Annotated in this window: 24 protein-coding genes; 8 read left to right on the top strand and 16 right to left on the bottom strand. The window is 41.6% G+C overall.

What is annotated here, in order from left to right; translation table 11 throughout:
- Positions 1-19 precede the first annotated feature (19 nt).
- From H6G74_RS14540 to H6G74_RS14525, 4 genes are all read right to left on the bottom strand, one after another.
- Entirely contained in the window at positions 20-355 is a 336-nt protein-coding gene (locus H6G74_RS14540) for a thioredoxin family protein (protein ID WP_190968348.1), read from the bottom strand.
- Positions 356-634: 279 nt separating this feature from the next.
- Entirely contained in the window at positions 635-1,420 is a 786-nt protein-coding gene (locus tag H6G74_RS14535) for a PspA/IM30 family protein (protein WP_190968347.1), read from the bottom strand.
- 160 nt (positions 1,421-1,580) lie between these two features.
- A complete protein-coding gene (locus H6G74_RS14530) occupies positions 1,581-2,288 on the bottom strand; it encodes a PspA/IM30 family protein (protein WP_190968346.1) in 708 nt (235 codons plus the stop codon).
- Positions 2,289-2,378: 90 nt separating this feature from the next.
- Positions 2,379-3,602, bottom strand: a complete 1,224-nt coding sequence (locus H6G74_RS14525) for a hypothetical protein (RefSeq protein ID WP_190968345.1) — start codon at positions 3,600-3,602, stop codon at positions 2,379-2,381.
- Between the two features lie 126 nt (positions 3,603-3,728).
- On the opposite strand from H6G74_RS14525, the gene H6G74_RS14520 reads away from it, so the two are divergent.
- Entirely contained in the window at positions 3,729-4,289 is a 561-nt protein-coding gene (locus tag H6G74_RS14520; RefSeq protein WP_190968344.1) for a DUF721 domain-containing protein, read from the top strand.
- An 898-nt stretch (positions 4,290-5,187) separates the two neighbouring features.
- On the top strand, positions 5,188-5,523 hold the full coding sequence (locus H6G74_RS14515; RefSeq protein ID WP_190968343.1) for a hypothetical protein: 336 nt from the start codon (positions 5,188-5,190) through the stop codon (positions 5,521-5,523).
- A 124-nt stretch (positions 5,524-5,647) separates the two neighbouring features.
- Here the strand turns inward: H6G74_RS14515 and menB are convergent, their stop codons facing one another.
- Both menB and menD read right to left on the bottom strand, forming a co-directional pair.
- Entirely contained in the window at positions 5,648-6,481 is an 834-nt protein-coding gene (menB, locus tag H6G74_RS14510) for a 1,4-dihydroxy-2-naphthoyl-CoA synthase (protein WP_190968342.1), read from the bottom strand.
- Positions 6,482-6,756: 275 nt separating this feature from the next.
- Positions 6,757-8,478, bottom strand: a complete 1,722-nt coding sequence (gene menD / locus H6G74_RS14505; RefSeq protein ID WP_190968341.1) for a 2-succinyl-5-enolpyruvyl-6-hydroxy-3-cyclohexene-1-carboxylic-acid synthase — start codon at positions 8,476-8,478, stop codon at positions 6,757-6,759.
- A 148-nt stretch (positions 8,479-8,626) separates the two neighbouring features.
- On the opposite strand from menD, the gene folB reads away from it, so the two are divergent.
- Together folB and H6G74_RS14495 are read left to right on the top strand one after the other, a co-directional pair.
- Entirely contained in the window at positions 8,627-8,995 is a 369-nt protein-coding gene (gene folB / locus H6G74_RS14500) for a dihydroneopterin aldolase (RefSeq protein ID WP_190968340.1), read from the top strand.
- Between the two features lie 55 nt (positions 8,996-9,050).
- Complete coding sequence (locus H6G74_RS14495) at positions 9,051-9,491, top strand: gamma-glutamylcyclotransferase family protein (protein WP_190968339.1); 441 nt, start codon at positions 9,051-9,053, stop codon at positions 9,489-9,491.
- A gap of 114 nt (positions 9,492-9,605) precedes the next feature.
- Here H6G74_RS14495 and H6G74_RS14490 read toward each other — a convergent pair whose 3' ends face one another.
- Positions 9,606-10,229: an anti-sigma factor family protein gene (locus H6G74_RS14490; RefSeq protein WP_190968338.1), complete on the bottom strand. Its 624-nt coding sequence runs from the start codon at positions 10,227-10,229 to the stop codon at positions 9,606-9,608.
- Positions 10,230-10,396: 167 nt separating this feature from the next.
- Complete coding sequence (locus tag H6G74_RS14485) at positions 10,397-11,053, bottom strand: sigma-70 family RNA polymerase sigma factor (protein ID WP_190968337.1); 657 nt, start codon at positions 11,051-11,053, stop codon at positions 10,397-10,399.
- Positions 11,054-12,080: 1,027 nt separating this feature from the next.
- On the opposite strand from H6G74_RS14485, the gene H6G74_RS14480 reads away from it, so the two are divergent.
- Positions 12,081-12,815 carry a L,D-transpeptidase gene (locus H6G74_RS14480; RefSeq protein ID WP_242051233.1) on the top strand — a complete coding sequence of 245 codons (735 nt, stop codon included), beginning with the start codon at positions 12,081-12,083 and terminating at the stop codon, positions 12,813-12,815.
- Between the two features lie 77 nt (positions 12,816-12,892).
- On the opposite strand, the gene H6G74_RS14475 is transcribed toward H6G74_RS14480, so the two are convergent.
- The 6 genes from H6G74_RS14475 to gcvT all read right to left on the bottom strand — a co-directional run bounded on the left by H6G74_RS14475 (position 12,893) and on the right by gcvT (position 20,581).
- Positions 12,893-13,432: a late competence development ComFB family protein gene (locus H6G74_RS14475; protein WP_190968335.1), complete on the bottom strand. Its 540-nt coding sequence runs from the start codon at positions 13,430-13,432 to the stop codon at positions 12,893-12,895.
- A gap of 119 nt (positions 13,433-13,551) precedes the next feature.
- Complete coding sequence (locus H6G74_RS14470) at positions 13,552-14,457, bottom strand: M23 family metallopeptidase (protein ID WP_190968334.1); 906 nt, start codon at positions 14,455-14,457, stop codon at positions 13,552-13,554.
- A 323-nt stretch (positions 14,458-14,780) separates the two neighbouring features.
- Positions 14,781-15,740, bottom strand: a complete 960-nt coding sequence (locus H6G74_RS14465) for an AEC family transporter (protein ID WP_190968333.1) — start codon at positions 15,738-15,740, stop codon at positions 14,781-14,783.
- 138 nt (positions 15,741-15,878) lie between these two features.
- Complete coding sequence (gcvP, locus tag H6G74_RS14460) at positions 15,879-18,797, bottom strand: aminomethyl-transferring glycine dehydrogenase (protein WP_190968332.1); 2,919 nt, start codon at positions 18,795-18,797, stop codon at positions 15,879-15,881.
- Between the two features lie 112 nt (positions 18,798-18,909).
- A complete protein-coding gene (gene gcvH, locus H6G74_RS14455) occupies positions 18,910-19,305 on the bottom strand; it encodes a glycine cleavage system protein GcvH (RefSeq protein WP_190968331.1) in 396 nt (131 codons plus the stop codon).
- 160 nt (positions 19,306-19,465) lie between these two features.
- Positions 19,466-20,581 carry a glycine cleavage system aminomethyltransferase GcvT gene (gcvT, locus tag H6G74_RS14450; RefSeq protein ID WP_190968330.1) on the bottom strand — a complete coding sequence of 372 codons (1,116 nt, stop codon included), beginning with the start codon at positions 20,579-20,581 and terminating at the stop codon, positions 19,466-19,468.
- Positions 20,582-20,732: 151 nt separating this feature from the next.
- Between gcvT and H6G74_RS14445 the strand changes: the two genes are divergently transcribed.
- Positions 20,733-21,227, top strand: coding sequence for a pentapeptide repeat-containing protein (locus H6G74_RS14445; RefSeq protein WP_190968329.1), 495 nt, complete (start codon positions 20,733-20,735; stop codon positions 21,225-21,227).
- A gap of 74 nt (positions 21,228-21,301) precedes the next feature.
- Here the strand turns inward: H6G74_RS14445 and H6G74_RS14440 are convergent, their stop codons facing one another.
- Positions 21,302-21,646 carry a DUF760 domain-containing protein gene (locus H6G74_RS14440; protein WP_190968328.1) on the bottom strand — a complete coding sequence of 115 codons (345 nt, stop codon included), beginning with the start codon at positions 21,644-21,646 and terminating at the stop codon, positions 21,302-21,304.
- Between the two features lie 428 nt (positions 21,647-22,074).
- Here H6G74_RS14440 and H6G74_RS14435 point away from each other — a divergent pair, with 428 nt between their 5' ends.
- Complete coding sequence (locus tag H6G74_RS14435) at positions 22,075-22,509, top strand: BON domain-containing protein (protein ID WP_190968327.1); 435 nt, start codon at positions 22,075-22,077, stop codon at positions 22,507-22,509.
- Positions 22,510-22,812: 303 nt separating this feature from the next.
- Positions 22,813-23,667 (top strand): amino acid ABC transporter substrate-binding protein, encoded by an 855-nt coding sequence (locus H6G74_RS14430; protein WP_190968326.1) that lies wholly within the window; start codon positions 22,813-22,815, stop codon positions 23,665-23,667.
- A 296-nt stretch (positions 23,668-23,963) separates the two neighbouring features.
- Here H6G74_RS14430 and H6G74_RS14425 read toward each other — a convergent pair whose 3' ends face one another.
- Positions 23,964-25,949, bottom strand: coding sequence for a potassium channel protein (locus H6G74_RS14425; protein WP_190968325.1), 1,986 nt, complete (start codon positions 25,947-25,949; stop codon positions 23,964-23,966).
- Positions 25,950-26,100 lie beyond the last annotated feature (151 nt).

Raw genomic sequence — 26,100 nt, 5'->3', positions numbered from 1 at the left:
AATGACTAATGACTCATGACTAATTGTTATTTAAATGGGTATCTAGCAGACTCAGTAACTTTTCTTTATTAATAACTCCCTCGGTTGATTCTAATAATTTTTCCCCTTGAATTAGCCTTAAGGCTGGTACACCTTCTACCCCATACTGTTTGACAGAAAGTGGGTTGGGGTCAACTTCCATTTTGACAACTTTTAGGCGATCGCTATATTGGTTGGCTGCTAAATTAATCAGTGGCGACATTAACTGACATGGGCCGCACCAAGAAGCCCAAAAGTAAACTAATACAGGCTGCTCAGATTTCAACACTTCGGTTTCAAACTCAGCATCAGTGATGGTGATTACACCCTTACTCATGGCAGTCTCCATTAGTGGTCATTAATACTTGGCACAAAAAATACTTTATCCCAAAGTTGTCAATAGTCCATAGTCGATAATTCATGGACTGTTGACTACTGACGCAAAATCCCACAGCCAACAGGTGTGGGACTAGCTCAAATCAGTAAGCTAAACACATCTAAATTAAATTATTACTCCTAAAGGTCTTTCCTGGTCATCTGCGTTGACAAATGACTAATGCAAGTCTCAACCCCAGGATATACAGTTTGAGTGTCTAATCGCTTATCCAATCGGATTTTACATTTGATCTAGTTGCTTGCGTAAAGATTCCAACTCAGCGTCAACAACTTCATTGGTTTGGGGAGGTGTAGTTTGGGAAGGAGTTGTTTGCTGTGGTGGTAGTTGGGGTTGATTTGCGGGGCTGGCGGGTGCTAGTGAAGCTTTTAAAGCTGCCAATTCATCATCAACATCACTTCCCGCTTCTAAACGGGCAAACTGACTTTCTAAATCAGCACCTGCTAATTCTGCGGCTGATTGGGCGCGGGCTTCTTGCATCAGGACTTTTTCTTCCATCCGCTCAAAAGCTGCCATTGCACTGCTGCTGTTCATCCCGCGTACCATACCTTCGAGTTGCTCTTGGGCTTTAGCGGTAGTAATCCGCGCTTTGAGCATTTCTTTTTTGGTTTTGGCTTCGGAGATTTTGCTTTCTAGCTGAATTAAATTGCGTTTAAGAGTTTCAACTTGGGCTACTTGCTGGTCTAAACTGGCTTTGAGGGCTGTAACAGTGTCGTTAAAAGTTTTTTTCCGTTCTAGGGCTTGACGTGCCAAGTTTTCATCGCCTTTTTGCAGTGCTAATTGGGCGTTGCGCTGCCATTTATTAACTTCGTTGAGATTGTCGTTGTACTGTTTTTCAGTCCGTTTTTGAGCAGCGATCGCTTGAGCAACACCTTGTTTCAACTGTACCAAGTCTTCCTGCATTTCCAGAACTGCTTGCTCTAGCATTTTTTCTGGATCTTCAGCTTTATTTACCAAGTCATTGATATTGGCACTGACGACTCGTTTAATCCGATCAAATAATCCCATAATTACTTTTCCTTTGGCAGTTTCGGTACTTGGATGAACAGTTAAGGTTTTTACTATGTAATAGTTTCTTATTTAAATGTAATCTTTCTGGTTTGGTTCGGTACCCCCCGATACCCCATAATTGCTAAGATATACCCTATTCATAGCAATTGACCAGTTTTTAAGACTCTGGAGTTTGGGGCAATTGCCGTAGTGGTGTATTGTCTGATTCATGGAGTACTTGTTGTTTCATACTGGCCAATTCCGCATCAATACTGTTACCAGATTCTAGGGAAGTAAATTGTTTTTGTAAGTCATCGCTATCTAGTTGCGAGATGGCATCTGATTGCGCTTCTATTTGCAATACTTTTTCTTCCATCCGCTCAAAAGCATTCAAACTACTAGTAGGGGAAACGCCACTCAGCATTTCTTGGAGTTTATAAGATGCTTCCGCCGAACGGGCGCGGGCGATATACATATCTTTTTTAGTTTTAGCTTCCGAGATTTTGGCCTCTAGCGATCGCATATCGATTTTCAGACGGTTGACAATTTCTGTTTGTTGCCCGATTTGATTCGACAAAGATGTGGCAGTTTCTTGGTAAGCACGACGTTTTGTCAAAGCTTCTCTGGCTAGAATTTCATTGCCTTGTTCTATGGCGAGTTGAGCGTTACGATACCATTTTTCTGCCGCCGCTTGGGCTGCTATGGCTTGGCGTTCTGTACGTTTTTGGGTAGCAATTGCCTGCGCTACACCTTGTCGTAATCGCACTAAATTGTCTTGCATTTCAGCAACGGCTTGTTCCAAAAGTTTTTCTGGATCTTCTGCACTGCCTATCAGACTATTTAGGTTAGCCCGAATCACCCGCAGGATACGCTTGATTAATTCCATTTCAGCTCTCCATTCACTTTTTGCCAGTCAACAGGCAGAGCATATTCTTGATATTTTCCCCATCCTATCTTAGATGTAGATCACTTAGTTTCACTGCACCCGTGCTTTAATTCCTTTGGCTTGTAGTTCTTGTAATCGTTGTGCAACCTGTTCTTTGGTTTTTAAAGCAGCAAGATGAATCAGTTTATTGTCACCCGATAAATAAGCATCAGGAACTATTTGCTTGGCAGTCGCAAAACTGCGATCGCCTTCATTATCCATAACAATGTGATAAAACCCATCTGCTGCGGGTTTGATTTCGCTATTTACCTGGGGTGTAGTGACAAGAGGTTGTGTTGTGGGGATGGGTGATACATTCAATGGCTGTACTGGCTGCACCTCTGGTAAAGGATTAACGGCTGGTGGGGCAATTACCACAGGTGGATTTACAGGTGCGGCCGCATTTGGGGGAGTTTTTGGTTGTAAACCAACAATATCGTTAGGATCTTTCAGTTCGGGAAATTCTTTCGCCGCTAAGTTGGGATATTTGGGTATGGGAGTGAGTTCGGTTTGTTCTGGGGGCTGAGATTGGCTGGCGGCTGGCTGAGTCTGGGTTGGATTGGTATTAGTTGCAGAATTGCTGTTAAATATTTTATCGAAACTCAACTGCGGCAAGCTTTTGGGATTAAAAACTACATAGCCCAATGTCAGACTAGCCATCAACAATAGCAACATAGAGCCGATACCCAAAGGCGATAGCAAACTATCTTGAGAATTACTGGGTGGCTTGGTTGGTTGTGGTTGTTCATCATTGAGACTCCGCAACAAGGCCTCACTGGATTCTAAGTAATCATCTGGCTGAGTCGGAGTTTCTTTCGTTGACATCAAATTTTCACTTTCAGTCGTCTTGAAAGCCGCAGGCACTATACTGCTAGTGGCATGGGGTGATGGTAGGGGAATTTGAGTTTGCTGGGAATCTGGAGAAGATGTTGGCTGGGGCGGAGTTGTTGTTTCAGTCTTGGCTACTGTGACTGGTTTTTCGATAGACACTTCCGTCACAGGTGCAGACGGTATACTGGTTTTAACTTCTGTGACAGGTAGCTGAGTTTTGCCAGTTAATGCCGTGATTGCTGTTGTATTTTGGAGTTGAGTGTTAACGTTACTGCCTGTTTGGGCTTGATAAGCTGTCTTGGCTGCTATACGTGAACGACGGTATCTAGCCAACTCTTGGTCTAGCTGCACTTCTAAACTGGCCAGGGCTGCGGCTAGTGCTGGCTTCAACTCAGGTGTTTTAGATAATTGAATACCGGAATCTATCGGCGAGTTTTGACTCATTACCTGTCTGCCTCAAACCTAGACTGTTAGTTTAACTTTAGATAATTTGTGCTAATGGTAGCGAAAAATTTCTCATCACTATAGACTTTCTTGAACTATCTTGAATTTCAGCACTTGGAAGTAAAGATGTCTTTGAAATCAGTCAATGATATTTTAGGCTGTTTAGAACAGCAAGCCAGATGGCAAGAACAACCATTTCAAAAAGTGCTGCATTTTTGGGCAGAGGTGGTAGGTGCAGTAGCCGCTAAACATACCCAACCAATCATGATTCAGCGAGATGTTTTGCGTGTGGCAACTTCCAGTGCTGCTTGGGCGCAAAATCTCGCTTTCAAACGCCAAATTATTCTTTTAAATTTAAATCCAAAGTTACCTGCGCCGTTGGTTGATATTCGCTTCTCTACGGCTGGCTGGCAAAATTCATCAGCCAAACCCCAACTAACCACAAATTTACCCCAAGAACATCCTAGTTATCTGGGAAAGGCGGGTGCTGTTCAAATTGATGCTGCACCTGCACAGGAAACTCCTCAAACAGCTTTTGGGGAATGGGCGAAAAAAATGCAAATGCGATCGCATAATTTACCTCTGTGTCCCCAATGTCAATCTCCCACACCTCCAGGCGAACTCCATCGCTGGCAAGTTTGCGCTATCTGTGCATCTAAGCAGTTTCAAAACCTACCTTACTCCTGAATATGTAAACAATATTTAATAAAGTTGATATTTTTACAGAAAAAACCGCAAAGCTTTTGTAAATTTCATATTCTCTATAGGTCTCCTGGAAAATACTTAAGAAATCTAGAGTTAATTTCTTGCTTTTCCATAAACAGTTAGAAATTATTAACTGGGTTGAGAGCTTAAATTTTCTCCTAAAAATCAAGATTTGGCTGATAGCCTTCAACTTGAATGACAAAACAAGTCGTTTATCAAGAAGACTTAGCTGTGCTGCACTAGGAGAAATCTATCCTTTTGCTGATTTTTTTTGCCAAAAATTAGGTTTAAAAAGCAAGTCTGATTAACTTCTACCTCAGATGCTAAACGGATGTGGTTGTCATATAGATTTTTGGTTTAACTCAAAATTTTTACCAGGATTTTAGGTAATGTCCATATTCAATTTTTCTTTGCTTATCTCCTTTCTGAGTACTTATTGACACATCAAAATTTTCATTTTTAACGTAACTGAGGACTTGATTGAGTAAATAGTATTTCTCAATCTAGCAATTTTTCCTGATGGTATCTCAGTAATAACTATGTAAGTTTCAAGTTTAATGGCTAAATTAAATACACGATTTTATCGTTAATTAGCTATATATAACTTAGATAAAAAATTAAAGTTAAACTCAGCTTAAATCTAAACTTTTAGTTTTAACCTTGATCCCTAGCTATTTTTAGCTCAAAATTAGTAGGTAGATACTTTACCAATCATTTACAAATATAACAAGATTCTAAAAACATCCTGAAGTTTATTTTTCTGTTGGGATCGCTAGAACCTAGAGTAAATAATCATTTGTTGGCAATATTACGTATTTATATCTAGGCGCAAAATATAAACATATCAAGCAGCCCTGAACAGCACGAAAGATGAACTCAAATGAAACCGATAAAATTTTTGACATCTGCCTGTAGATATTGTCGTCATTACAAACCAGAAGGTCGCCGTGGCGGAACTTGTCAACAGTTGGGAGCGCATGTGCAAGCCAGTTGGAAAGCTTGCTCGTTAGCGATCCCACCTTTTGCTCCTTCTTGGGAAACTTTAGAAGACTCTTGGAGTTTGCCAGATGGAACACCAGTTTTAGATGGTGTCCATTCTCTAGTTTCTGTGGCAGACAATATAACAGTTGTGCCTATGGAAGAAATAGCTAATTTAATTCCTGAAGAAACTGAGGCTAAAGCAGTAAGTGCTAATTTAGCAACTATTTCTTATTAAACTCAGTTTATAGACATTAAAAAAATATTTCTCTTGAAAATTGCTAGTGCTGTAAACTTTGACATCTGGAAAAATCGCACCTGATACCAATTGTGGTATATCTGGAGGTGCGATTTTTGCCATTTTAAGGTAGCCAAGGAAAAGAGCGAAAATTAGGCGATCGCTTTTCTAAAAATGCTTGCTTACCTTCTGCACCTTCTTCAGTCATGTAATAAAGTAAAGTTGCATTCCCCGCCAGTTCTTGTAAACCTGCTTGTCCATCACAATCGGCGTTAAATGCAGCTTTCAGACAGCGAATGGCAATTGGGCTTTTTTGTAAAATTTCTTGCGCCCATTGAACACCTTCATTTTCTAATTCTTCTACAGGCACAATACAGTTAATTAAACCCATATCCAGGGCTTGTTGAGCATCATATTGCCGACAGAGAAACCAAATTTCTCGCGCTTTTTTCTGTCCCACAATGCGGGCGAGATAACTAGCCCCAAAACCACCGTCAAAACTGCCGACTTTGGGGCCAGTTTGACCAAAAATAGCGTTATCAGCCGCAATGGTAAGGTCGCAAATCAAATGTAAAACATGCCCACCACCGATCGCATATCCCGCGACTAAAGCAATGACTACTTTTGGCATCGAACGAATCAATCGCTGTAAATCCAGCACATTCAAGCGAGGAATCCCCGCATCATCAACATAACCCGCCTGTCCGCGCACACTTTGATCACCACCAGCACAAAAAGCGTACTTGCCATCAGTGTGGGGGCCAGACCCAGTAAAGAGAACTACCCCAATACTTGTATCTTCACGGGCATCACAAAAGGCATCGTAGAGTTCAAAGACTGTCTTTGGGCGGAAAGCGTTGCGTTTGTGGGGACGGTTGATGGTGATTTTTGCAATACCATCGGTTTTGTGATACAGGATATCTTCGTAGGTTTTGACAGATTGCCAGTTAACTTGCATGAGAATGAATTGCGCTATCGTGCTTGAGAATTTTATCGCGGACTGAGAAGTGATCGCTAAAGTACTTTCAAATAAAAAGATTTACTATCACTGTGTAGGCAAAGGATCAGGGGGAAAAAGAGGCTAGTAAAACAAGGCAAAAGTCAAAAGGAAAAAAGAATATTTATACTACAAGCGTTTTAGCAACTTTTTCTGTCTGTTTATTTACGCTGACCTGTACTAGTTTAACTATTGATTTTTTGAGCCTTTGCGCGAAACAAAAAACATCTCACTAATCAGCAATGCCCAAATTTTCCTAAATTTTCCTGTCGCCATTTAGCATCAGCTTTCCGATTTGTCTGCAACTCTAAAACTCTGATTCCTTGAGTTGGTAATGGGTTGAGTTTTCCCTGTAACTCTTCCCAAGAAGTAATTAATTCATGCTGCACACCGTATGTAGCGCACAATTGAGCAAAATCAATATCTTGGGGTGTGCCGAAAAATTCTTCAAAGGGTGGGTCGAATTTGGCGATAGGTAACATTTCAAAAATCCCACCACCGTTGTTATTAATTAAAACAATTGTGAGATGACCGACAAATTTATTGCGGATTAAAAAACCATTGGTGTCATGTAATAATGCTAAATCTCCTGTCAACATCACGCTGCTTTGTTGACGATGGGCAATTCCTAAAGCGGTGGATAATGTGCCATCAATCCCATTCGCGCCACGGTTAAAATATGTCCGCACTCTTAAATTATTCGGTCGCCAAAAATACTCCACATCTCGCACAGGCATACTATTGGCAATAAAGAACGGCGTTTCTGGGGGTAATATTTGAGACAATAACCAAGCTGCTTTCCCTTCAAATAAATCTTCCATTTTTGTCAGAGTCTGGTCAACGGCAGCCCTGACTTTTGCTTCTGCAATACACCAATTTTGCAGATATTCCGATGGCGAATTTTGATCGTCACTTCCCCTGATATCTAAAGTATCTACACTGATTCGTAAATGTGTAGTTTTGCCGTGGAGGGGGTCAAGGTTTTGGTTGCTGGGGTCAATTACCCAGCGTTGGGGTTGTGTTGCATTTAACCAAGTCCGCAGTTCTTTACTGGTAGGCATATCTCCCACCTGAATGACCATTTCGGGTGCTAACTGCTTGGCTAATTGCTGATTACGTAAAATCAGGTCGTAGGTGGAAATTAAATAGGGGTTGAGGTCGGCGTAATTTCTTAGTGGCGAGAGTCCCTCAGCCAGAACAGGCCATTGCAGCGTTTGGGAAAGTTTAGCGATCGCTCTACAATAATTTTCAGGATTTTGTGGTTGGGCAACTCCGGCAATAATTACACCGCGATCGCAATTTTGCCATGCTGGGGGAGTAGGAAGTAGGGAGTAGGGGGTGGAAATAGTGTTGGTGACGGCTGTGAAGAATTCTTCTGGGTCAAACTGAAAGTCAGTACCATCTGGAACTGGCGCAAGGGGGTCACGGAAGGGAATATTTAAATGTACCACCCCTGGAGTTGATATTTGCATTCTCTCCCAGGCATAAATTACCATTTGCCGCAAATAAGCCAGCATTTCCATATTTGCAGAAGGCAGGGCTAACTCAGTTTGCCAGTTGGGATAACTACCATATAATTTCACTTGGTCGATGGTTTGACCAGAGTGACAATCTCGCAGTTCTGGTGGTCTATCAGTTGTTAAGACTAAAAGTGGTACGCGGCTTTCTTTTGCTTCTATTACGGCTGGATAAAAGTTTGCCCCTGCTGTACCAGAAGTACAAACCAGTGCTACTGGTCGTTTGGTGGCTTTAGCTACTCCCAAGGCAAAGAAAGCCGCAGAACGTTCATCGAGAATAGATATAGCCTCAATATCTGGTACTTGTTGAGCAAAGGCAACTGTTAAAGGTGTAGAACGAGAACCAGGACAAATTACCGCACAAGTTAAACCCAGTCGCTTTAATGTCTCCGTTAAGACAAAAGCCCAAAGTTGATTAACATTTTTATAGGCGACCAGCATCAAATCCAAGGTAGCTATCAGACAATATTCAATTTTAAAGGCAACAGGGACTATACCCTTTCATCCCTACACCCAATCCCCACAAAAAATTTTGGTGTCTAAGTCCTTTGTTTGTTAAATTTTGGATGGCAAATTTATCTGGAACACTATGGACTGTATTCATTTAACGGAAATTCGCTGCTATGGCTACACTGGATATTTGCCAGAAGAGCAAGTTTTAGGGCAATGGTTTGAGGTGGATATTAAATTGTGGTTGGATCTTGCCCAAGCTGCTGAAACTGATGCGATCGCAGATACTCTTGATTATCGCAGTGTAATTAGCACTATTCAAAATTTAGTTAAAACATCTAAATTTGCTTTACTGGAAAAGTTAGCAGGTGCAATCGCTGACTCTATTTTGCAACAGAGCGATCGCGTCACACAAGTCCAAGTCTTTGTTACTAAACCCGCCGCCCCTATTCCTGATTTTGGCGGCAAAATTAGGATTGAACTTACCAGAAATAAGGCTCATCGTTAAAAAGTCTATTACCAACGTCAATTTATCTCATAACCTTACTAATAACCAAGGACAAATGACAAATGACAAATCTTCTGAAGAACTGAGGGTTTTTGTTTACGGTACACTGAAACCCGGTGAAGCTAATTATCAAAAATATTGTGCAGCAAAGGCAATAAATACCAAAAGGGCAGTCGTGTTAGGCAAGCTGTTTGCTTTGCCTATGGGCTACCCAGGAATGACATCGGGACAAAATCAAGTCCACGGCTATTTACTTTCTTTCACTGACCCACAGGTTTTACAAGCTCTAGATTATCTCGAAGATTACCAACCCGATAGACCAACCTCAGACAATCTTTACAATCGCCAAAGAGTTGAAGTGTACACACCCCAAGGCGAAATTCTGGGTTGGGCTTGGGTTTATGTAATGAGTTTAGAACTTGTTCACCAGTTCAACGGCACTTTTTTGGCTGATGGCTGGTGGAGTGGTTGTGGTTTAGCACTCACTGAATTTTAGATTTTAAATTTTGGATTTTGGATTGAAAATTCAAGAGCCAATAATTAAACAGCTCTGAAGCTCCTGAATTTATTCATGAAAAGAATCTCAAGTCCAAAATTATTTGGCTTGAGATTAATTCAAGTCTGGCTGGATTTTGTTTAGTCCAGGCTGTTTGAAATCAATAGTTTCTTCTGGCGTGGTGACTGCTGCTTTAGGAATTTCAATCACCGGATTATTTATCGCCACCATCAGGGGTGCTGTGGTGGTAGTAGATGTTTTAGCGGCTGATAGAGATTCTATTTCTGCTGGGGGTTTTTGTGCCAGTTGCGGTGTCCTAGATTCACTTCCAGGTAGCAAACCCGAAACTACACTAATAAAACAAGCTGCAACAGCCGCACCACCAAATGTCCAAGCTAGGCGTGAGCGACGACTCAACCGAGAGAAGACTTTTTGGGCTGTGACTTCTGGTGATTGTGCGGTGTCTGGAACTGGTAAAGTCCGTAAACCTTGCCGCAGTTTTAATAATCTAGCGTACAGGCATTGAACAGAGGCATCATTAGCCAACCATTCTTCTACTTGCCTGCGTTCTGTAGCTGTTACCTCACCATCGAGGTATGCACTCAATAACTCGAAGCGATCGCGCTTCACCATATCTGTAGTACCCGTTGATTCATTGGTATGTTGATCCATCCCTGCTGACAAATCTCCAGTAAGTTGTGAGTGGGAACGGTCGTTAAACTGAGAATCAGTAGTCATCTTAACATTATTACTAATCCATACACGGGTAAAGCAAGCTAGTAATTCTCAGAAATTCATTGATCAATTCCTGATTTTTCCTGACGGCAGCAGCAGATGTTTTGATTCCTCACAATTCTTAATCAATGTTTAAATTATCGCATTCAACAAAGGAAAGAGATTGTAATTTAGGTATCTAGATAATTTTGCAATTGCGCTTGCAGTCTGGATCTGGCTCTAGCTATTCTTGATTTTACCGTACCCAAAGAAACCCCTGTGATTTCGGCGATTTCTTCATAAGCCATGCCTTCAATTTCTCTTAAGACGATTGTAGTCCGAAAAACTTCTGGTAAGTCAGCGATCGCTTCTCGCAGTTGCTCATAAAATTCTCTGGTGGTCAACTCCTCTTCTGGCCCTGGAGTATCACCAGCAATTTCCCAATCCATTTCGCCATCATCAACCGCACGGGGAGCATCTAGGGACAATGGACTCACAACCCGCTTGCGTTTACGCAATTCGTCGTAAAACAAGTTAGTAGCAATCCGGCTTAACCAGCCGCGAAACTTAGCAGGTTCTTGTAATCGGTTAATGTTCCGATACACTCGAATCCACACTTCTTGAGCCAAGTCGGCTCTATCTGGCCAATCAGGCGCTAGGTGGTATAAAACCCTATCTACTTGGGTTTGATAGCGACGCAGGAGTTCTGCGAACGCAGCACGATCTGGACGCAATCCCGCTTGACAGCGCAAAATTAAATCGTGGTTTGAGAGCTTGTCAACTTGCACCGATGCTTCTGAATATTTCGCATCAACCGTTGACCAGGATACAGCAATCGATTGACTCATAGATCGTATTCGCTTTAAATCATCCCTTACTATTAGACCTATTAAATGACAGTATGTTCCTGATTTAAGTGCCGGATTAACGACTGGAACATGAAAGTCTCGAATTTCGGCGAGGCTCCTGGTTACAACAATGGTGCTGAATTCTAGTTTTTAGTGTAAAAGTTGGGTTTGCCGTCGAAATTATGCCACATTTATACTCATAGGCGTTTTACCGATAATTGTGTGGCTGATAGCAACTGACTATTTACGCTTGACAAATTTCATTTTTATTGTTATGTCTCCCATCAGTTATTACCTGTTCTCTATCTCCTCACCCTCACGGCAAAAATCTAAATCTGTTGACAGACGAATAGCTAAATTTATGAGCTTCTACTTTGAATACTGAATTGAGTTTGAAGAAGTCGTTAGACTGTTTTAAAGATTGTGGTAACTTCACTAAGGGTAGAGTAGAATCTTGTTTTTGGTGATTGTTGCCGGAGATGATGAAGCTCGCAGAAATTCATAATTATTAATTATGAGTCAGACATTATGAATTTCTGCTGGCATCCTGGAAAACTCATGTTATTTATTTGGTCTAGTTACCAGAATTGTAGTTTTTTCTGGATGTTCCTGATAAAGAGCATCAGTGTTCGCTGGATTTGTGATCCGAACTTGAAGAAAGAAGTTAATGGAAAATGTGATTGTGATTGCTAACAATAGTTTTTCAAACATGAATTATCTCCCACCCACACCATTAATAATTGAATACCGTACTTGGAGAGTTCTAGACAAAAGCCTGAACGGAGGAAACCTTCGTTCGGTCTTTACAGGAATCAAGGTTTCTCTCCAAAAGTTTTATTTGCTGGGATATTTGCTTAAGTTAAGTTTGCCCAGAAAGATTGGCGAATATATAAGGAAACAGATAAGTATTTATGAATTATTGATAATTGGATGATGAGCGCATTCAATTATTCCAAGAGATGGATCTGTCAGGGATAAATAATAGGCGATCGCAATGATAAGAAATGAATCTATAACGCGTGTAGCAATGTTTCTCTGTTTTGGCGCAGCCATCTTGTCTTTAGCTGTCCATTGGCGAGTGACGACAACACAACAACAGTCGGATAATTCTGCCCCTAATCGGAAGTTTCCAGGGAGTATAGGAGAAACAGCCTTTGGTGCTTCTACAACTGGGCAGGACTCGCAACAGAATTCTGATCGTAAGTCAGGTACAGTCAGCCAAAATGTAGCTAGGGATACTGATATACCTAATGACAGTCGATTTGTTGGCGCTGAGTCAGCACCAAAAGAAAATCGGAATACTGATACTCAACCCAAATCATTTTTTACCCAGTTTTCCACTCAACAAAAAACTGCTAGTAAACTGGGGGGGATGAAAATGCAAGTGGTGGTTGATTTAAGCGATCGCCGCACTTATGTTTATCAAGGAGATTTGGTTATAGCCAGTTACCCAATTGCTATAGGGAAAAAAGGCTGGGAAACACCTACGGGTTCTTTCCAAATTATGAATATGCAGCATGACCCGATTTGGCGACACCCCATTACTGGTAAAGTGTTTCCTCCCGGTAGTGATAGTCCTTTAGGTGAGCGTTGGATTGGGTTTTGGACAGATGGACGCAATGAAATTGGGTTTCATGGCACACCAGATATTCACTTGTTAGGAACTGCCATTTCTCACGGTTGCTTGAGAATGCGTAATTCTGATGTACGTTTGTTGTATGACCAAGTTAAAGTCGGCACATTGGTAACAGTGCGTGATTAGTCAAGAGTCAAGAGTCCATAGTCAAGAGTTCAGCGTCAAAACATCCTGACCATCAACCATTGACTATTGACCAAAATTTATTTCTGCTCGAAGCTAGGGGCGTAGACCTGGAGTAAGGTACTAACTTGACGAAGAACTTCAGTGCCAGCGTTTTTCGCCAAAAAGGGTGTTCTGTTATCTCCGACGTTGGGTTGGTCGAGGTTACGGCTGATCGCTTCGTTGACTTGTTGAGAAATCAACTCTTGTAATTCTGCCCTAGCGCGTTGACGTTGGTAGTTAGCACCTTCTTCTGTAGTGGCATATAAAGGTGGCAGGCGGTTGAGGGCATAGGCAGCGATATCACCCACATCAAGAGAACTTTCGCTGGTAGCTTCAATCTCGGCGACACGGGCGATCGCTTCTGTTAATACCAATTCTTCCATAACGTTGATAAATTGTTTGCGAGGTACCGCCACTACCTCACCTGTCAATAAAGCTCCCATTAATCGATCCAGGGCCATATACTCTTCTATCGAGAGTTCCGATGCGTTATCACAAATTCGCCCAACTTCTGCTTCCATAGCTGGGGTGAGATAACCATCCTGAAGAGCTTGTTCCACAATTTTTTCAATACTCATAACGCTCATCTTGTTTAAGCCACCCAAGTAAGGTAAGGACGGTACAAATCCAATTTATCTTGCCCAATTATCGGTGCATAATCTACAAATTATGCACACAGGTTATTAGTTAACATTTTTTATTGAAAAATCTGTGTTCGCCAGGGTACGGGGTCAACAGATTGGCCATTGACATACAAACCCCAGTGCAAGTGCGGCCCTGTAGAAGCGCCTGTTGAACCCACTGCGCCAATTAATTGACCAGCTTTCACAAAGTCGCCTTCCTTAACGTTAATGCGACTTAAATGTAAAAATATACTGGTTACTCCTTGACCGTGATCAATCCCGACTACATTGCCATGAACTCGGAAGCCTTGTGAAACTGTACCCACTAAAGCAACTCGCCCAGATGCTGGGGCGGTTACAGGTGATCCTGCGGCTCCGGCGTAGTCTACACCCCGATGATAGTAATCTTTTGCAAATTTACCATTATAGTAACGACGTACGCCATAGATTGTACTAATCCGGGCTTTACTGGGTGCGAGGAATTTGCCGTTCCAATATTTTTCAGGGGTTTGCAAGGCTTTGAAGGCTGCGACACGCTTGAGTTCATGTTCGGTGGCTCCATCGGCAGATTTCCCTGGTGGAAGGGTGATGCGCTGTATGGGAAATTTGCGCGATCGCAATTGGACTGTTAAATTCTTAATTTGACCATCTCCAGCAATTTTTAAGGTTCGATTTCCTGCTGTTTCTAGGGGAGTGGTGGGGATGAAGGCTCGATATTTGTTGGGCGCAACGGCAAAGGCCGGGTAAGTTTTTTCGCCTACTACTACTGTTGGTTGCTGACTATTTTCTTGGGTGACATCAATCATTACCGACAGGGTGTCTCCCAACTGGGGATTACTCGGAGATAACTGCACTTGCAAAGCTGCTGCTGGTAATGCCGATGTTAGGGGTAAAGATATAAATATCCCAGATAAAAAATTTTTCGCATGGCGAGTTACTAGTTGACTCTGAGAATTTTTAGGATGATTCTCGATAATCATAGAAATATAATATAATTCCTTTTTTTGTGAACATTTAGCCTAAATAATCATTGCTAGGGCTTTCTTTGCCATGCAATTATTTTTGAACACCATAATATTATGTCAATAAACATTCTAATGAATAAACTATACCGATTTGGATGCGATCGCCAATAATCATCATTTGTTTCCATGAAATACTCTAGGCAGTCAAGCAAACAGTAAGCTAAAACATGGTTAAGCGTTGTTGTTGCCAACCCTTGTTTTGCCGATACATTATAGTGTCCTAAGATTGATTACTCAAATAGAAGTTGTATCAAAAATTATTAAAGCGGTTATCAAAATCAACTAAACCACAAAAGCCACAAAGGCAGTGCTATAAATAAGCCGATAAATGTCAAGGCAATACTGCTGGCTAATAAGTTGCGATCTAAATCATAAACTTCTGCCAAAATTAATACAGAAAGACCAGTAGGTGTACCGGACATTAACACTAGTACTAAACGTTGTTCACCAGTTACACCAAAAAAGGTGGCGCTCAATCCCACTAATACAGGTACAATAAAGACTTTCAGGACGCTGGCAATAGAAGCAATTTTAATACTTTTCCAGCCTGTAATTGTACCTAAACGCAGACCGACGAGTAACAAAGCCAAGGCGATGACTACCCAAACAGCTTGTTCTAATCCTGACTCAACAACTGCTGGTAATTGGATAACTTGAGTACTCAAGCCCAGAAAAAATGTCCACAAGCTAGGGACTGTAATTAAGTCGCGTAGCTGAGTCCACCAGTGCTGATTGATTGTGCTTTTACCAAAATAGCTGGCAATTAAGACCGCAATACCATAAGTGCCGATGACGTTGTTGGTAACGCTGAATAATACTGCCCAGTCGTTGTTGGCTGGACTAGTAAGGACTTGGGTGAGGGTAAGTCCAACAAAACCAGTATTCCCTAAAATGGTAGCGAGAATAAAACTGCCTAAGCTGGCTTGCATTAATGGGATATCTACTGCTGAGTCTGGGGGTGGCTGTTGATGATATCGGAACCACTGTATAGCTTGCCAAATCAACAACGCTAAAACTAAACTCAGCAATAGTACTCCTACTGCGACTCCAGGGATGAGGAGGCCGTGAGATAAGTCAGTATGACGTGCCAAAACAAAAATTTGCAATGGCACTCCCACCCAGTACAGGCCATTACCAAGCCACTTGAGGAAACTATCTGGAGTTAACCGAGAACCTATTAGTCCTATCCCAACCCACAGGAAAAGCGGGGTATAAGCATGAATTAGACTGTCAATCATGGTAGAGTGGCACCTTGGTTGAGGTGTCCAGAAATTGTGGATTTTGGATTTTAGATTTTGGACTGAATCTAAAATCTAAAATTCAAAATCTAAAATTCAGCACAGCCTCTTACATTATTATTTATTGTGCGTAATTATTTATTGTGCGTAGGCCTCCATTGGTAAACAAGAACAGACAAAGTTTTTGTCACCAAAAGCAGCATCAATACGACCGACATTAGGCCAGAATTTTGCTTCCCTTGTCCAAGGTGCAGGGTAAGCGGCTTGTTCGCGGGAATAGGGATGAGTCCATTCGCCAGCGATGAGACTTTCGGCGGTGTGGGGTGCGTTCTTGAGGGGATTATCTTCAATATCCATTTTGCCGGATTCAATTTCGGCGATTTCTTGACGAATAGCAATCAAAGCATCACAAAAACGGTCTAATTCTGCTTTTGATTCGCTTTCTGTGGGTTCCACCATGATAGTTCCCGCCACAGGCCAGGAGACTGTCGGCGCATGGAAACCATAGTCCATTAATCGTTTAGCAACATCATCGATATCGATGTTGGCGGATTTTTTGAGCGATCGCAAATCTAAAATACACTCATGGGCAACTAAGTTATTTTTGCCTTTGTACAACACTGGATAGTAGTTTTCTAGTCGCTTGGCAATGTAGTTGGCATTGAGAATTGCCACTTTCGTAGCTTCTGTCAAACCAGCCGCCCCCATCATGGCAATATACATCCAAGAAATGACTAAGATGCTGGCACTACCCCAAGGTGCGGCGGCGACTGCGCCTGTTGAATGGGGAGTGGGGAATGGGGAGTGGGGAGTGGGTTTATTGATGGGAACTACGGCGTGTCCGGGGAGGAAGGGTACGAGATGGGAAGCTACACCAATTGGCCCCATACCAGGGCCGCCGCCACCGTGAGGAATACAGAAGGTTTTGTGCAAATTCAAGTGACAAACATCTGCACCAATATCGCCGGGACGACACAACCCGACTTGGGCGTTCATGTTTGCGCCATCCATATATACTTGTCCACCGTGACGGTGTATAACTTGACAAATTTCTTGAATGGCTTCCTCAAATACGCCGTGAGTTGAAGGATATGTCACCATCAACGCCGCCAGTTCACTACTGTGCTTTTCGGCTTTGGCTTTGAGGTCTACTACATCAATATTACCGTCAGCATCACAGGCAACCGGCACAACCTTCATCCCACACATCACCGCACTGGCTGGGTTGGTTCCATGTGCGGAGGTGGGAATTAAACAGATGTTGCGGTGTGCTTCGCCGCGACTTGCATGATATTCGTGAATGACTAACAGTCCGGCGTATTCTCCTTGGGAACCGGCATTTGGTTGTAGAGAAATTCCCGCAAACCCAGTAATTTCCGCTAACCAAGCCTCAAGTTGCTGAAAAAGAATTTGATAACCGCGTGTTTGTGATGGTGGTGCAAAGGGGTGTATCTTGCCAAATTCCTCCCAACTCACCGGAATCATTTCGGCGGTTGCGTTTAGTTTCATGGTACAAGAACCCAAAGGAATCATCGATGTTGTTAGGGATAAATCCTTGGTTTCTAGTTTGTGCAGATAACGCAACAACTCTGTTTCTGAGTGATAGCGGTTAAATACGGGATGGGTGAGGTAGCTGCTTTGACGGCGTGGCAAAATATCGGTAGTGGAATTTGTTAATTCTTCTATGGTGAAAGATAATTCATCTTTAAGTGCGAAAATCTGCCACAGGTCGATTAAATCTTCTGCTGTAGTTGTCTCATCTAAAGATATACCAACAGCAGTCTCATCAAAAATTCGTAAGTTGATATTTCTACCTTGGCAACCTGCAAGAATAGTTTCGAGGTTTTGTGTACCTAACTCTACTCTTAACGTATCAAAGACATTTTCTGAACTAATTTTGTAACCCAGACGCTTTAAGCCTGCTGCCAAAATTACAGTTAACTGGTGAATATTTTCGGCAATATTCTTCAGTCCCTCTGGCCCGTGATACACGGCGTACATACCCGCCATTACAGCTAATAATACCTGGGCGGTACAAATATTACTGGTGGCTTTTTCCCGCCGGATGTGTTGTTCGCGGGTTTGCAATGCTAAACGTAATGCTGGCTTACCGTTAACATCTCTAGATAACCCAACAATGCGACCGGGAACTTGGCGTTTATACTCTTCTTTGGTGGCAAAGTAAGCTGCATGAGGGCCGCCAAACCCCAAGGGAATACCAAAGCGTTGAGTGCTACCTACGGCAATATCAGCGCCAAATTCACCGGGTGGGGTGAGTAAAGTTAAGCTGAGGGGGTCGGCGGCGACGGTAACTAACGCCCCGACTGCATGGGCTTTGTCTACGAAGGCGCGATAGTCGTAAATTGTGCCATCGGTGGCTGGATATTGCAACACTGCGCCAAAAATCGGTTCTGCAAAATCAAAGGTTTGATGGTCGCCGATAATAATGTTAATTCCTAGAGGTTTCGCCCGTGTTTGCAGCACATCGATAGTTTGGGGATGACATTCACGGGAAACAAAATAGTTATGGGCTTTGGTTTTGCTGACACCATAACTCAGACTCATGGCTTCGGCGGCGGCGGTGGCTTCATCGAGTAAGGAAGCGTTGGCAATTTCCAAACCTGTTAAGTCAATAATCATGGTTTGGAAATTAAGCAGTGCTTCTAACCGCCCTTGGGCAATTTCTGGCTGATAGGGTGTGTATGCAGTGTACCAACCAGGATTTTCTAAGATATTACGACCAATTACAGGCGGGGTAACGCAGTCGTAATATCCCATACCGATGTATGAACGACACACTTGATTTTTAGCCGCAATATTTTTTAACTTTGCTAGGGCGGCGTATTCACTTTGTGCGTCGGGTAATTGTAGTGTTTGCTGCGATCGGATGGCTTGTGGTACTGTGCGATCGATGAGGTCGTCTAGGCTGGCAAAACCCAGAACTTCCAACATTTGCTGAATGTCATGGGTGTTAGGGCCTATATGTCGTTCTATAAAATTAGAGTACGCTGTATTTTCAGGAAAGGTAGACTTGGTTTGAGGGGCATGGTATACCACAAATCGAACTCCGGACGCAACTATTTAATATTTTGCAATAAAAAATACTTTTAACAAGTTGACATTCAAGGAAAAGTACGAAGTATGGAATTTATACTTCATACTTTATACTTCATACTTCTTCAGCACCTTCTACCAATGCGCTGTACTGGCTTGCAGTTAAGGCATTATCTAGTTCACTGGGATCATCAACACGTATTTTCAGTAACCAGCCTTCGCCGTATGGATCATCGTTCAGTAGTTCGGGATCATCAATCAAAGCGTTATTACTTTCTACCACTGTACCTGTTACGGGTGAATACAATTCTCCAACAGCTTTGACTGATTCGATTGTGCCTAATTCATCACCTTTGGCAAAATTTTTACCAATCTCTGGCAGTTCTACAAATACGATTTCACCTAATTCTCTGACGGCAAATTCCGTGATGCCAATGGTAGCAATATCACCATCTAGCCGTACGTATTCATGGCTATCCTGGTATTTTAAATCATCAGGATATTGAGACATATTACTTACCCTCCAATTATCACTAAAATTATTGTTCTCACAGTAATGCTGGTCATATTTAATAATCAGGTTTACTGTAGCTTGAGTAGTTCACAACACATTATTCCTCAAAAAGCAGCGAAGGATGAAGTCTGAAGTCTGAAATGTCAGCCTTTATACTTCATTTCTTAGTTTTTGACCGATAAAAGGGGCGTTTGACTACTACTGTGGGGTAGGCTTTACCGCGAATTTCCACTTCTAACTGTTGACCAACCTTTGCTAGTTTGCTGGGAATATATGCCAAAGCAACAGGATAACCCAGTGTGGGAGATATCGTACCACTGGTAACTTCTCCTACAACTTGACCTGCGGATAAAACTTGGTAGCCGTGACGGGCGATGTTACGTCCTTGCATTTGTAAACCTATGAGTCGGCGTTGTACTCCGTTGGCTTTTTGCTGTTCTAAGACTGACCGACCAATAAAGTCGCCTTTGGTATCGATGTGAACTAACCAGCCTAGACCAGCTTCTAAGGGTGTGGTTGTATCGTCGATGTCTTGGCCGTAAAGTGCCATTGCGGCTTCGAGTCGTAAGGTATCTCTTGCACCTAGTCCACAAGGAACAACACCAGCGTTGTATAAATTACGCCATAGTTCTATGCCTACTTCTGGGTCTACCATGATTTCAAAGCCATCTTCGCCGGTGTAACCTGTTCGGGCGACGAAGGCGGGTTGACCGAGTATATTTGCTTGTAAATGACCAAAGGCTTTAATTGGTTGTAAGTCTTGGTCTACAAATGGCTGGAGATATTTTTCAGCTTGTGGCCCTTGCAAGGCAATTAAGACTTTTTCGGGTGAGAGGTCTTGAAATTGAATTTCATCTAAGTTGAGGTTTTGCAATAGCCAGGTTTTATCTTTGGCTGTGGTTGCTGCATTAACAACGATCGCTACTTTCTCTTCACTTTGATAATAAACAATAATATCGTCAATGATTCCCCCTTGGGCATTTAACAATACTGTATATTGCGCTTGCCCCGCTTGTAAGCGACTCAAGTCAGAAGGGACTAAACCCTGGAGTTGGTCAATGACTTTTTTACCTTCCAAGGTGAATTTGCCCATGTGGGAGATATCAAACATCCCCGCAGCATTTCTTACAGCTTCATGTTCGCTGGTAATACTGCTGTATTGTACAGGCATTTCCCAACCACCAAAGCTGGTAAAGCGGGCTTTAAGTTCTACACCCAGTTGATATAAAGGAGTTCGCGCCAAGGATGCGGCGATGTTTTCTTGATTAGCCACAGGTAGTTATGCTCTTCAACTGCTATATATCCTAAGTCAAGGATGAAGCCTGAAGTCTGAAGTATAAAATTTCCGACTTCATACTTCACCCTTCAGACTTTAACCTAGTAATGTTATTTGTAGGAGTATTGAGTTTTGTTAAGAATAAGTTATGAAAAATTGGCGCATATTGGCGAGTGTTGTTTTAGCAATGGCTTTATTGTTATTCCCCTTATCGGCGGAGGCTGCTAGTTCTTCGAGTATTACCCGTTCGGCTGGGGATGAAGTGATAGCAAAGGATTATTCTGGTCAAAGTTTAGTGGGTAGTGAGTTTACCAACGTTGATTTGGAGAATGCTAACTTTAGCAATGCTGACTTACGCGGCGGTGTGTTTAACGGCACTATCCTAGAAGGTGTAAATCTGCATGGTGTAGATTTTAGTAATGGTATAGCTTACTTAACTAGGTTCAAAAATGCTGATTTGACAGATGCAATTTTGACAGATGCGATGATGCTGCGATCGACCTTTGATAATGTTGAGATTACAGGTGCAGATTTTACGAATGCCGTGTTAGATGGGCCGCAGGTGAAAAAACTCTGTGTTAAAGCTAGTGGTGTCAATTCTAAAACAGGTGTAGATACGCGAGAGTCTTTGGGTTGTCGGTAAATTGATAAAAATAACCCTCCAGATATTTGGAGGGTTTTAATTGATGAAATTTTGAACATTAATCAGCAGGAAAATTATTCAGGATTTGTAGATTTTTCATCTGCTAAATGAAAAGTTTTTTCTATTTGCAGTCTTTGTTCGGCATTACGTAAAAAATAGCCGTCTACCATAGCTGAACCTAATAACCTACCTAATTCTTCGCGGCTAGTAGTAATCATAGTATTAAATCTGTCGTGGGGCAAATTGCCTAATATTGCCACAATTGTCTGTTGAATTAAATGTAATACTTCTGGGGAATCTGGTTTAGATAATTGGACAACTGTATCTCGATTGAGAGATTGTAGATATTGCCAAAAATGATTTTCATTAATATCTTCTGGCATAAAATTTTCTGGCTGGCGAGGGGAAAGATTACTCATAGTATGATTTATGTTGTCGCTGCAATATATTGAATTTATCAGTTTTCTGCAATATGTGGATTCAGATTAACCGAACATCTTGCATCTGGTTTATTCTACTTCTGATAAATCTTGCTTGGCTAGAAAGAAGTAGGTTTTATGTAGGAATAAAAATATTATTTTCTATATATATGTATCAAAAACAACTAGTAATTTATTCTAGGAAAATATAAATTTTTGACAAAATATAGGCAAATATCTAATTAGTTTGATAACATCGTAAAACCGTTATCAAATTGCTTAGGATACCAGTCGAGAAAATATCTTAGGCATCTATATTGCTTAATAGCTGTCAACTTGCTATAGCCTATTAGATTGTTGTTAAGTTTTCTCTTCAGAATAGCATCTATCTCTATTGACCGTTGCAAGTATTCAATTTGGAGACAGATATGAAAAAGTTATTTCCGTTGATCATCAGTAGCATTTTGTTAGTTGGTGCTGTTGGTTGTCAAGAAAGTCATCAAGATGCTGCTAAAAGTTCTACTAATAACCCAACTTCCCAAGCATCAGCAAAACCCGCTTCCCAAACTAGTCAAACTACAGATAAAACAGCTAAAGATACAACTGAGAAAACAGCAGTAACCAAAAATACTCCTGTAACTACAAAGTCTGAGGGTGAATTAAAAAGTGAAGTTACTAAAAAGCTGAAAGCCGAGTTACCAAATAATAAATTAGAGGTAGAAGCTAAAGCGGGGAATGTCGTAATAAAAGGAACTGCGACATCGAATGCAGAGTTACAAAAAGCTGAAAAATTAGTGAAGGAAGTTAAAGGTGTGAAAAGTGTCAAAGTAGAAGCGAAAGTGCTAATACCTAATAAGATTTAACTTCAGTAAACCCCCCCCTCAGACTGGAAGTCTGGGGCTATACGAACAAAGCCTGCCTACGCAGGCTAAATTATTTAGTAGGAGAATTGAGCGTTTTGAGTAAGTTCTGGTAAAGAATCATTACCAGATTCAACTAATTTGCATTTGACAGGGATAATTACTGTATTTTGTCCATCACAACGGATTTTTTGTGAGGGTGCTGTGCATAGAAGTTTTGATTTAAAGTACTTATCTGGATTCATCAAAATCACTCAATATACTAAAATAACTATTCCTGTGATTAGTTTGGCTTTGGCAGCAATTATGCCTAATACTGCTATAGCTGAGACTGTGATGCAAAAAGTTGCACGTACAGGAGTACTAACGGCTGGTACAAGTAAAGATGCATTGCCTTTTGCTTATACCGATGACCAAGGTAAATTAACTGGTTATTCGGTAGATATGTTAAATGTCATCAAACAACAATTAGAAAAACAATTAGGAAAAAAAATTCAATTAAAATTAGTCGGTTTGACTCCTGCACAGAGAATTCCCAAAATAGTTAACCGGGAAGTTGATATTGTTTGTGATGCTAGTAGTTTTACTTGGGAACGAGATAAAAAGGTTGATTTTTCGGTGAGTTATGGTGTGACGGGTACGCAATTATTAGTGAAATCAGGTAGTGATATTGGTTCGCCAGAATCGTTAATTGGGAAACGAATTGGGGTGTTAGCACAAACTACAAATGAATTAGCAATTAAACAGGTACAACCCCAAGCTAAGTTGGTTTATTTGAAGACTCGTGCAGAAGGATATACAGCTTTAGAAGAAGGCAAAATTGATGCTTTTGCATCTGATAGTATTTTGTTGGAAGGATGGTTGCAAAAGGCGAAGAATCCTGATAATTTTGCGATCGCACCTGATAGACCTTTGTCACGAGAAGGTATCGCTTGCATGGTTCCAGAGGATAATTCTAAGTTTCTCGACGCTGTAAATTATTCTCTAATTAAGTTTATGCAAGGTTTTGTCAATGGCGATAGCAAATATGTCGCTATTTTTGACCGTTGGTTTGGGCCGCAAGGTGCGGTTTTTCTGAATCGAGATTTGCGCGATTTAACTGTGGAAACTATGCAATTAGTGATTGAGTTTCGTGAGGAAATTCCGAAGAGAGAACTTTAATTAGGGGTGTGTGGGTGTTGATTTCTCAATTCCTGCTCTACCTATCAAATTCTACCTATCAAATAATGAGCAAGATTTGGGGGATTCTCCCCCACGCCCCCGATTGGGGGACGGTTGCGTCCCCCAAACCCCCTCCAAAATCATTTTTTCGTTTTTTGTTGAGTGATCATTTGCTGGTTTTGTTGTAATTTCGTTTTCTTAACTGAACCGTATTGGGTTATAAATCATTGATGGGTTAGTCCGTGTAGGCTGACTTTGTTTTTATAGCCGCGAATTCCATTCGTTGGGGCTATTTGCTACTCAATATGAGCCGAAACTTGGCATTTACTCAACTCTTGTACTAAACGATGTGCTTGGTGCAAGTATAGGGGATGTTGGAAAGTGGCGGGTAATTGATTCATTAAAGTTCTGGCTAGGTGCATATCACAACCAGTAACTCGTGAAATTATGGCTGCGCCTTCAAATGTGGCTTCTGCGGAAATTGTTTTTTCGACTCGCACTAAGCAGTGTCCGGGTTTGATGGTTCCGCGTTCGACGGCTTGCAGTCCTTCGATGGTGGCTAAGACGACCAAGCGATCGCCTACAATTAATTTGATATCATCGGCAGGCATAAACTTGGGTGTATGCTGTTTAGCTCTCAGATGAAAAATTGGCACGACTCGATAACCATAGGCAATATCAGCAATTAATTTGCCATTGAGGGTATCCTCAGTTTCAATTTGATATTCGGTAACTAATATTGTTTGGTTATGCAAACGAAATAAATTTAAAATATTTTCCCCAAATGCTGCACCTGCAAATGCTTCGGCGGCTAAGGCGTAAACTCCCATAATTCTGGCGTGGGGTAGTAGTAGACCGATATTTTCGCTAAAACAAGGGTCAAAGGTACGAATAACTAAGTTAGCTTTTGGGTTGACAGTACTTGCTTTTAAAGCGATTTCCAAATTTGTCACTTCATCATCGGTGACAACCACAACACTTTTTGCTGTTGAAAGATTGACTTTTGTTAAAGCATGGTTGAGATTTCCTAAAACTAAAGGCATTTGGGGTAACATTCCTGTTTCTAGGTCTTTGGTATTTACGCCTACCAAGGGTTGTTTGAGTTCTTGCAACAACTGGGCGACACTCCGACCAACTCTTCCCATCCCCACTAATACTACATGGTCGGCTTTGGGGATGCGGGGACGACGTTTAGAAAACTGAAATCTTGCAGATAAGACACGTTCGGTCATTAAGGCGTAGAGAATACCAACGAACAATGTACTAGTCACACTCGTGGTAATACTGAATAAATGCAGCCACCATGTCAGGGGAAAAGATATTTTTTGCTGTCCCCCAAAGACATCACCGTAACCGCCGAGACTCAATACCAAAGCCACATTGAGCGCATCTTGCCAAGAAAGGTCAGGATACTGTGATTTGAAAAGCAGTGTTCCTAACAAGAATAAACTCACTAACAATAATGCCCCAATGAAAGCGACGCGGCGGGTTTGACTACTGTCTTCCCAAAACTGCGTTAATTTGTGGCGGAGATTTTGCCATGATATTTCTGTGACCATTTCATGCCAAAATTGCCCAAGGCTATTCATTTGTTTTGGGGAAGTCTTGAGATTTTCGCTGACTTCAATGTAAAAGATAGAGTCTCCGGGGAGGACTTTTGCATCTGGTTTCCATTGATAGAAACCTTTGGGTACTGGTTGACCGGCTGTGACGTGGATAAGTACGCGGCGTTGGCTAGTATTAATTTGCGAAACACAGCAATGACTCCAGCGATGGGAAGCATGGATAGATACTGCGAAAATTTGGAGTAAATGGTTGTCTAAATTAAAAAATCCTCTGGTTTCACAACCTAATGCGGCTAAAGCTAAACTGTGGGAGGGTAATTGGGTGGCTTCAAAGGCGATAAAGTTACCCAAACTGTCTTGGAGTAAATCGTTGAGATTATTTTGGGCGGAACGGATAACTAAACGCACATGAGGATTGAGCGATCGCGCCGCAAATGCCGCAGCGATATTCACCCGCTCATCACTTGTTACAATCAGAATTGCCCGACAATGTTTTATCCCTGCTTGTTCTAATATTTTCGGTTGTCGACAATCACCAATTACCAATTTATCGATTAACTCTGGTAATTCTGTAATTTCCCAAGTGTGAGTATTTACCTGTTCAATTGCATTAACCTTAACGCCAAACTCCTTCAGCACAGATACACAATATTGTCCTAAATTCCCCAGTCCACACACTAAGAAAAAGTTCGGATCTGTTGTTGTATTGTGTTCCATATATTTGATGTTAGTCAGCAGATTTTACTTGACTTTTTGGTTCTTCCGGTATTTTTATGGTGAGTAATAAAGTTTAGTAAATTTTAGTAACTATATTTTAATGATGCTCAGGCTGAAAACATAGACTGTGTAAGTATTACAACAGTTTTAA

It is taken from the genome of Nostoc spongiaeforme FACHB-130, assembly GCF_014698475.1.
GTDB classification, from domain to species: domain Bacteria; phylum Cyanobacteriota; class Cyanobacteriia; order Cyanobacteriales; family Nostocaceae; genus Nostoc_B; species Nostoc_B spongiaeforme.
Note: the sequence above shows the minus strand (reverse complement) of the source record. Positions and strands in the feature narration are given on the sequence as shown.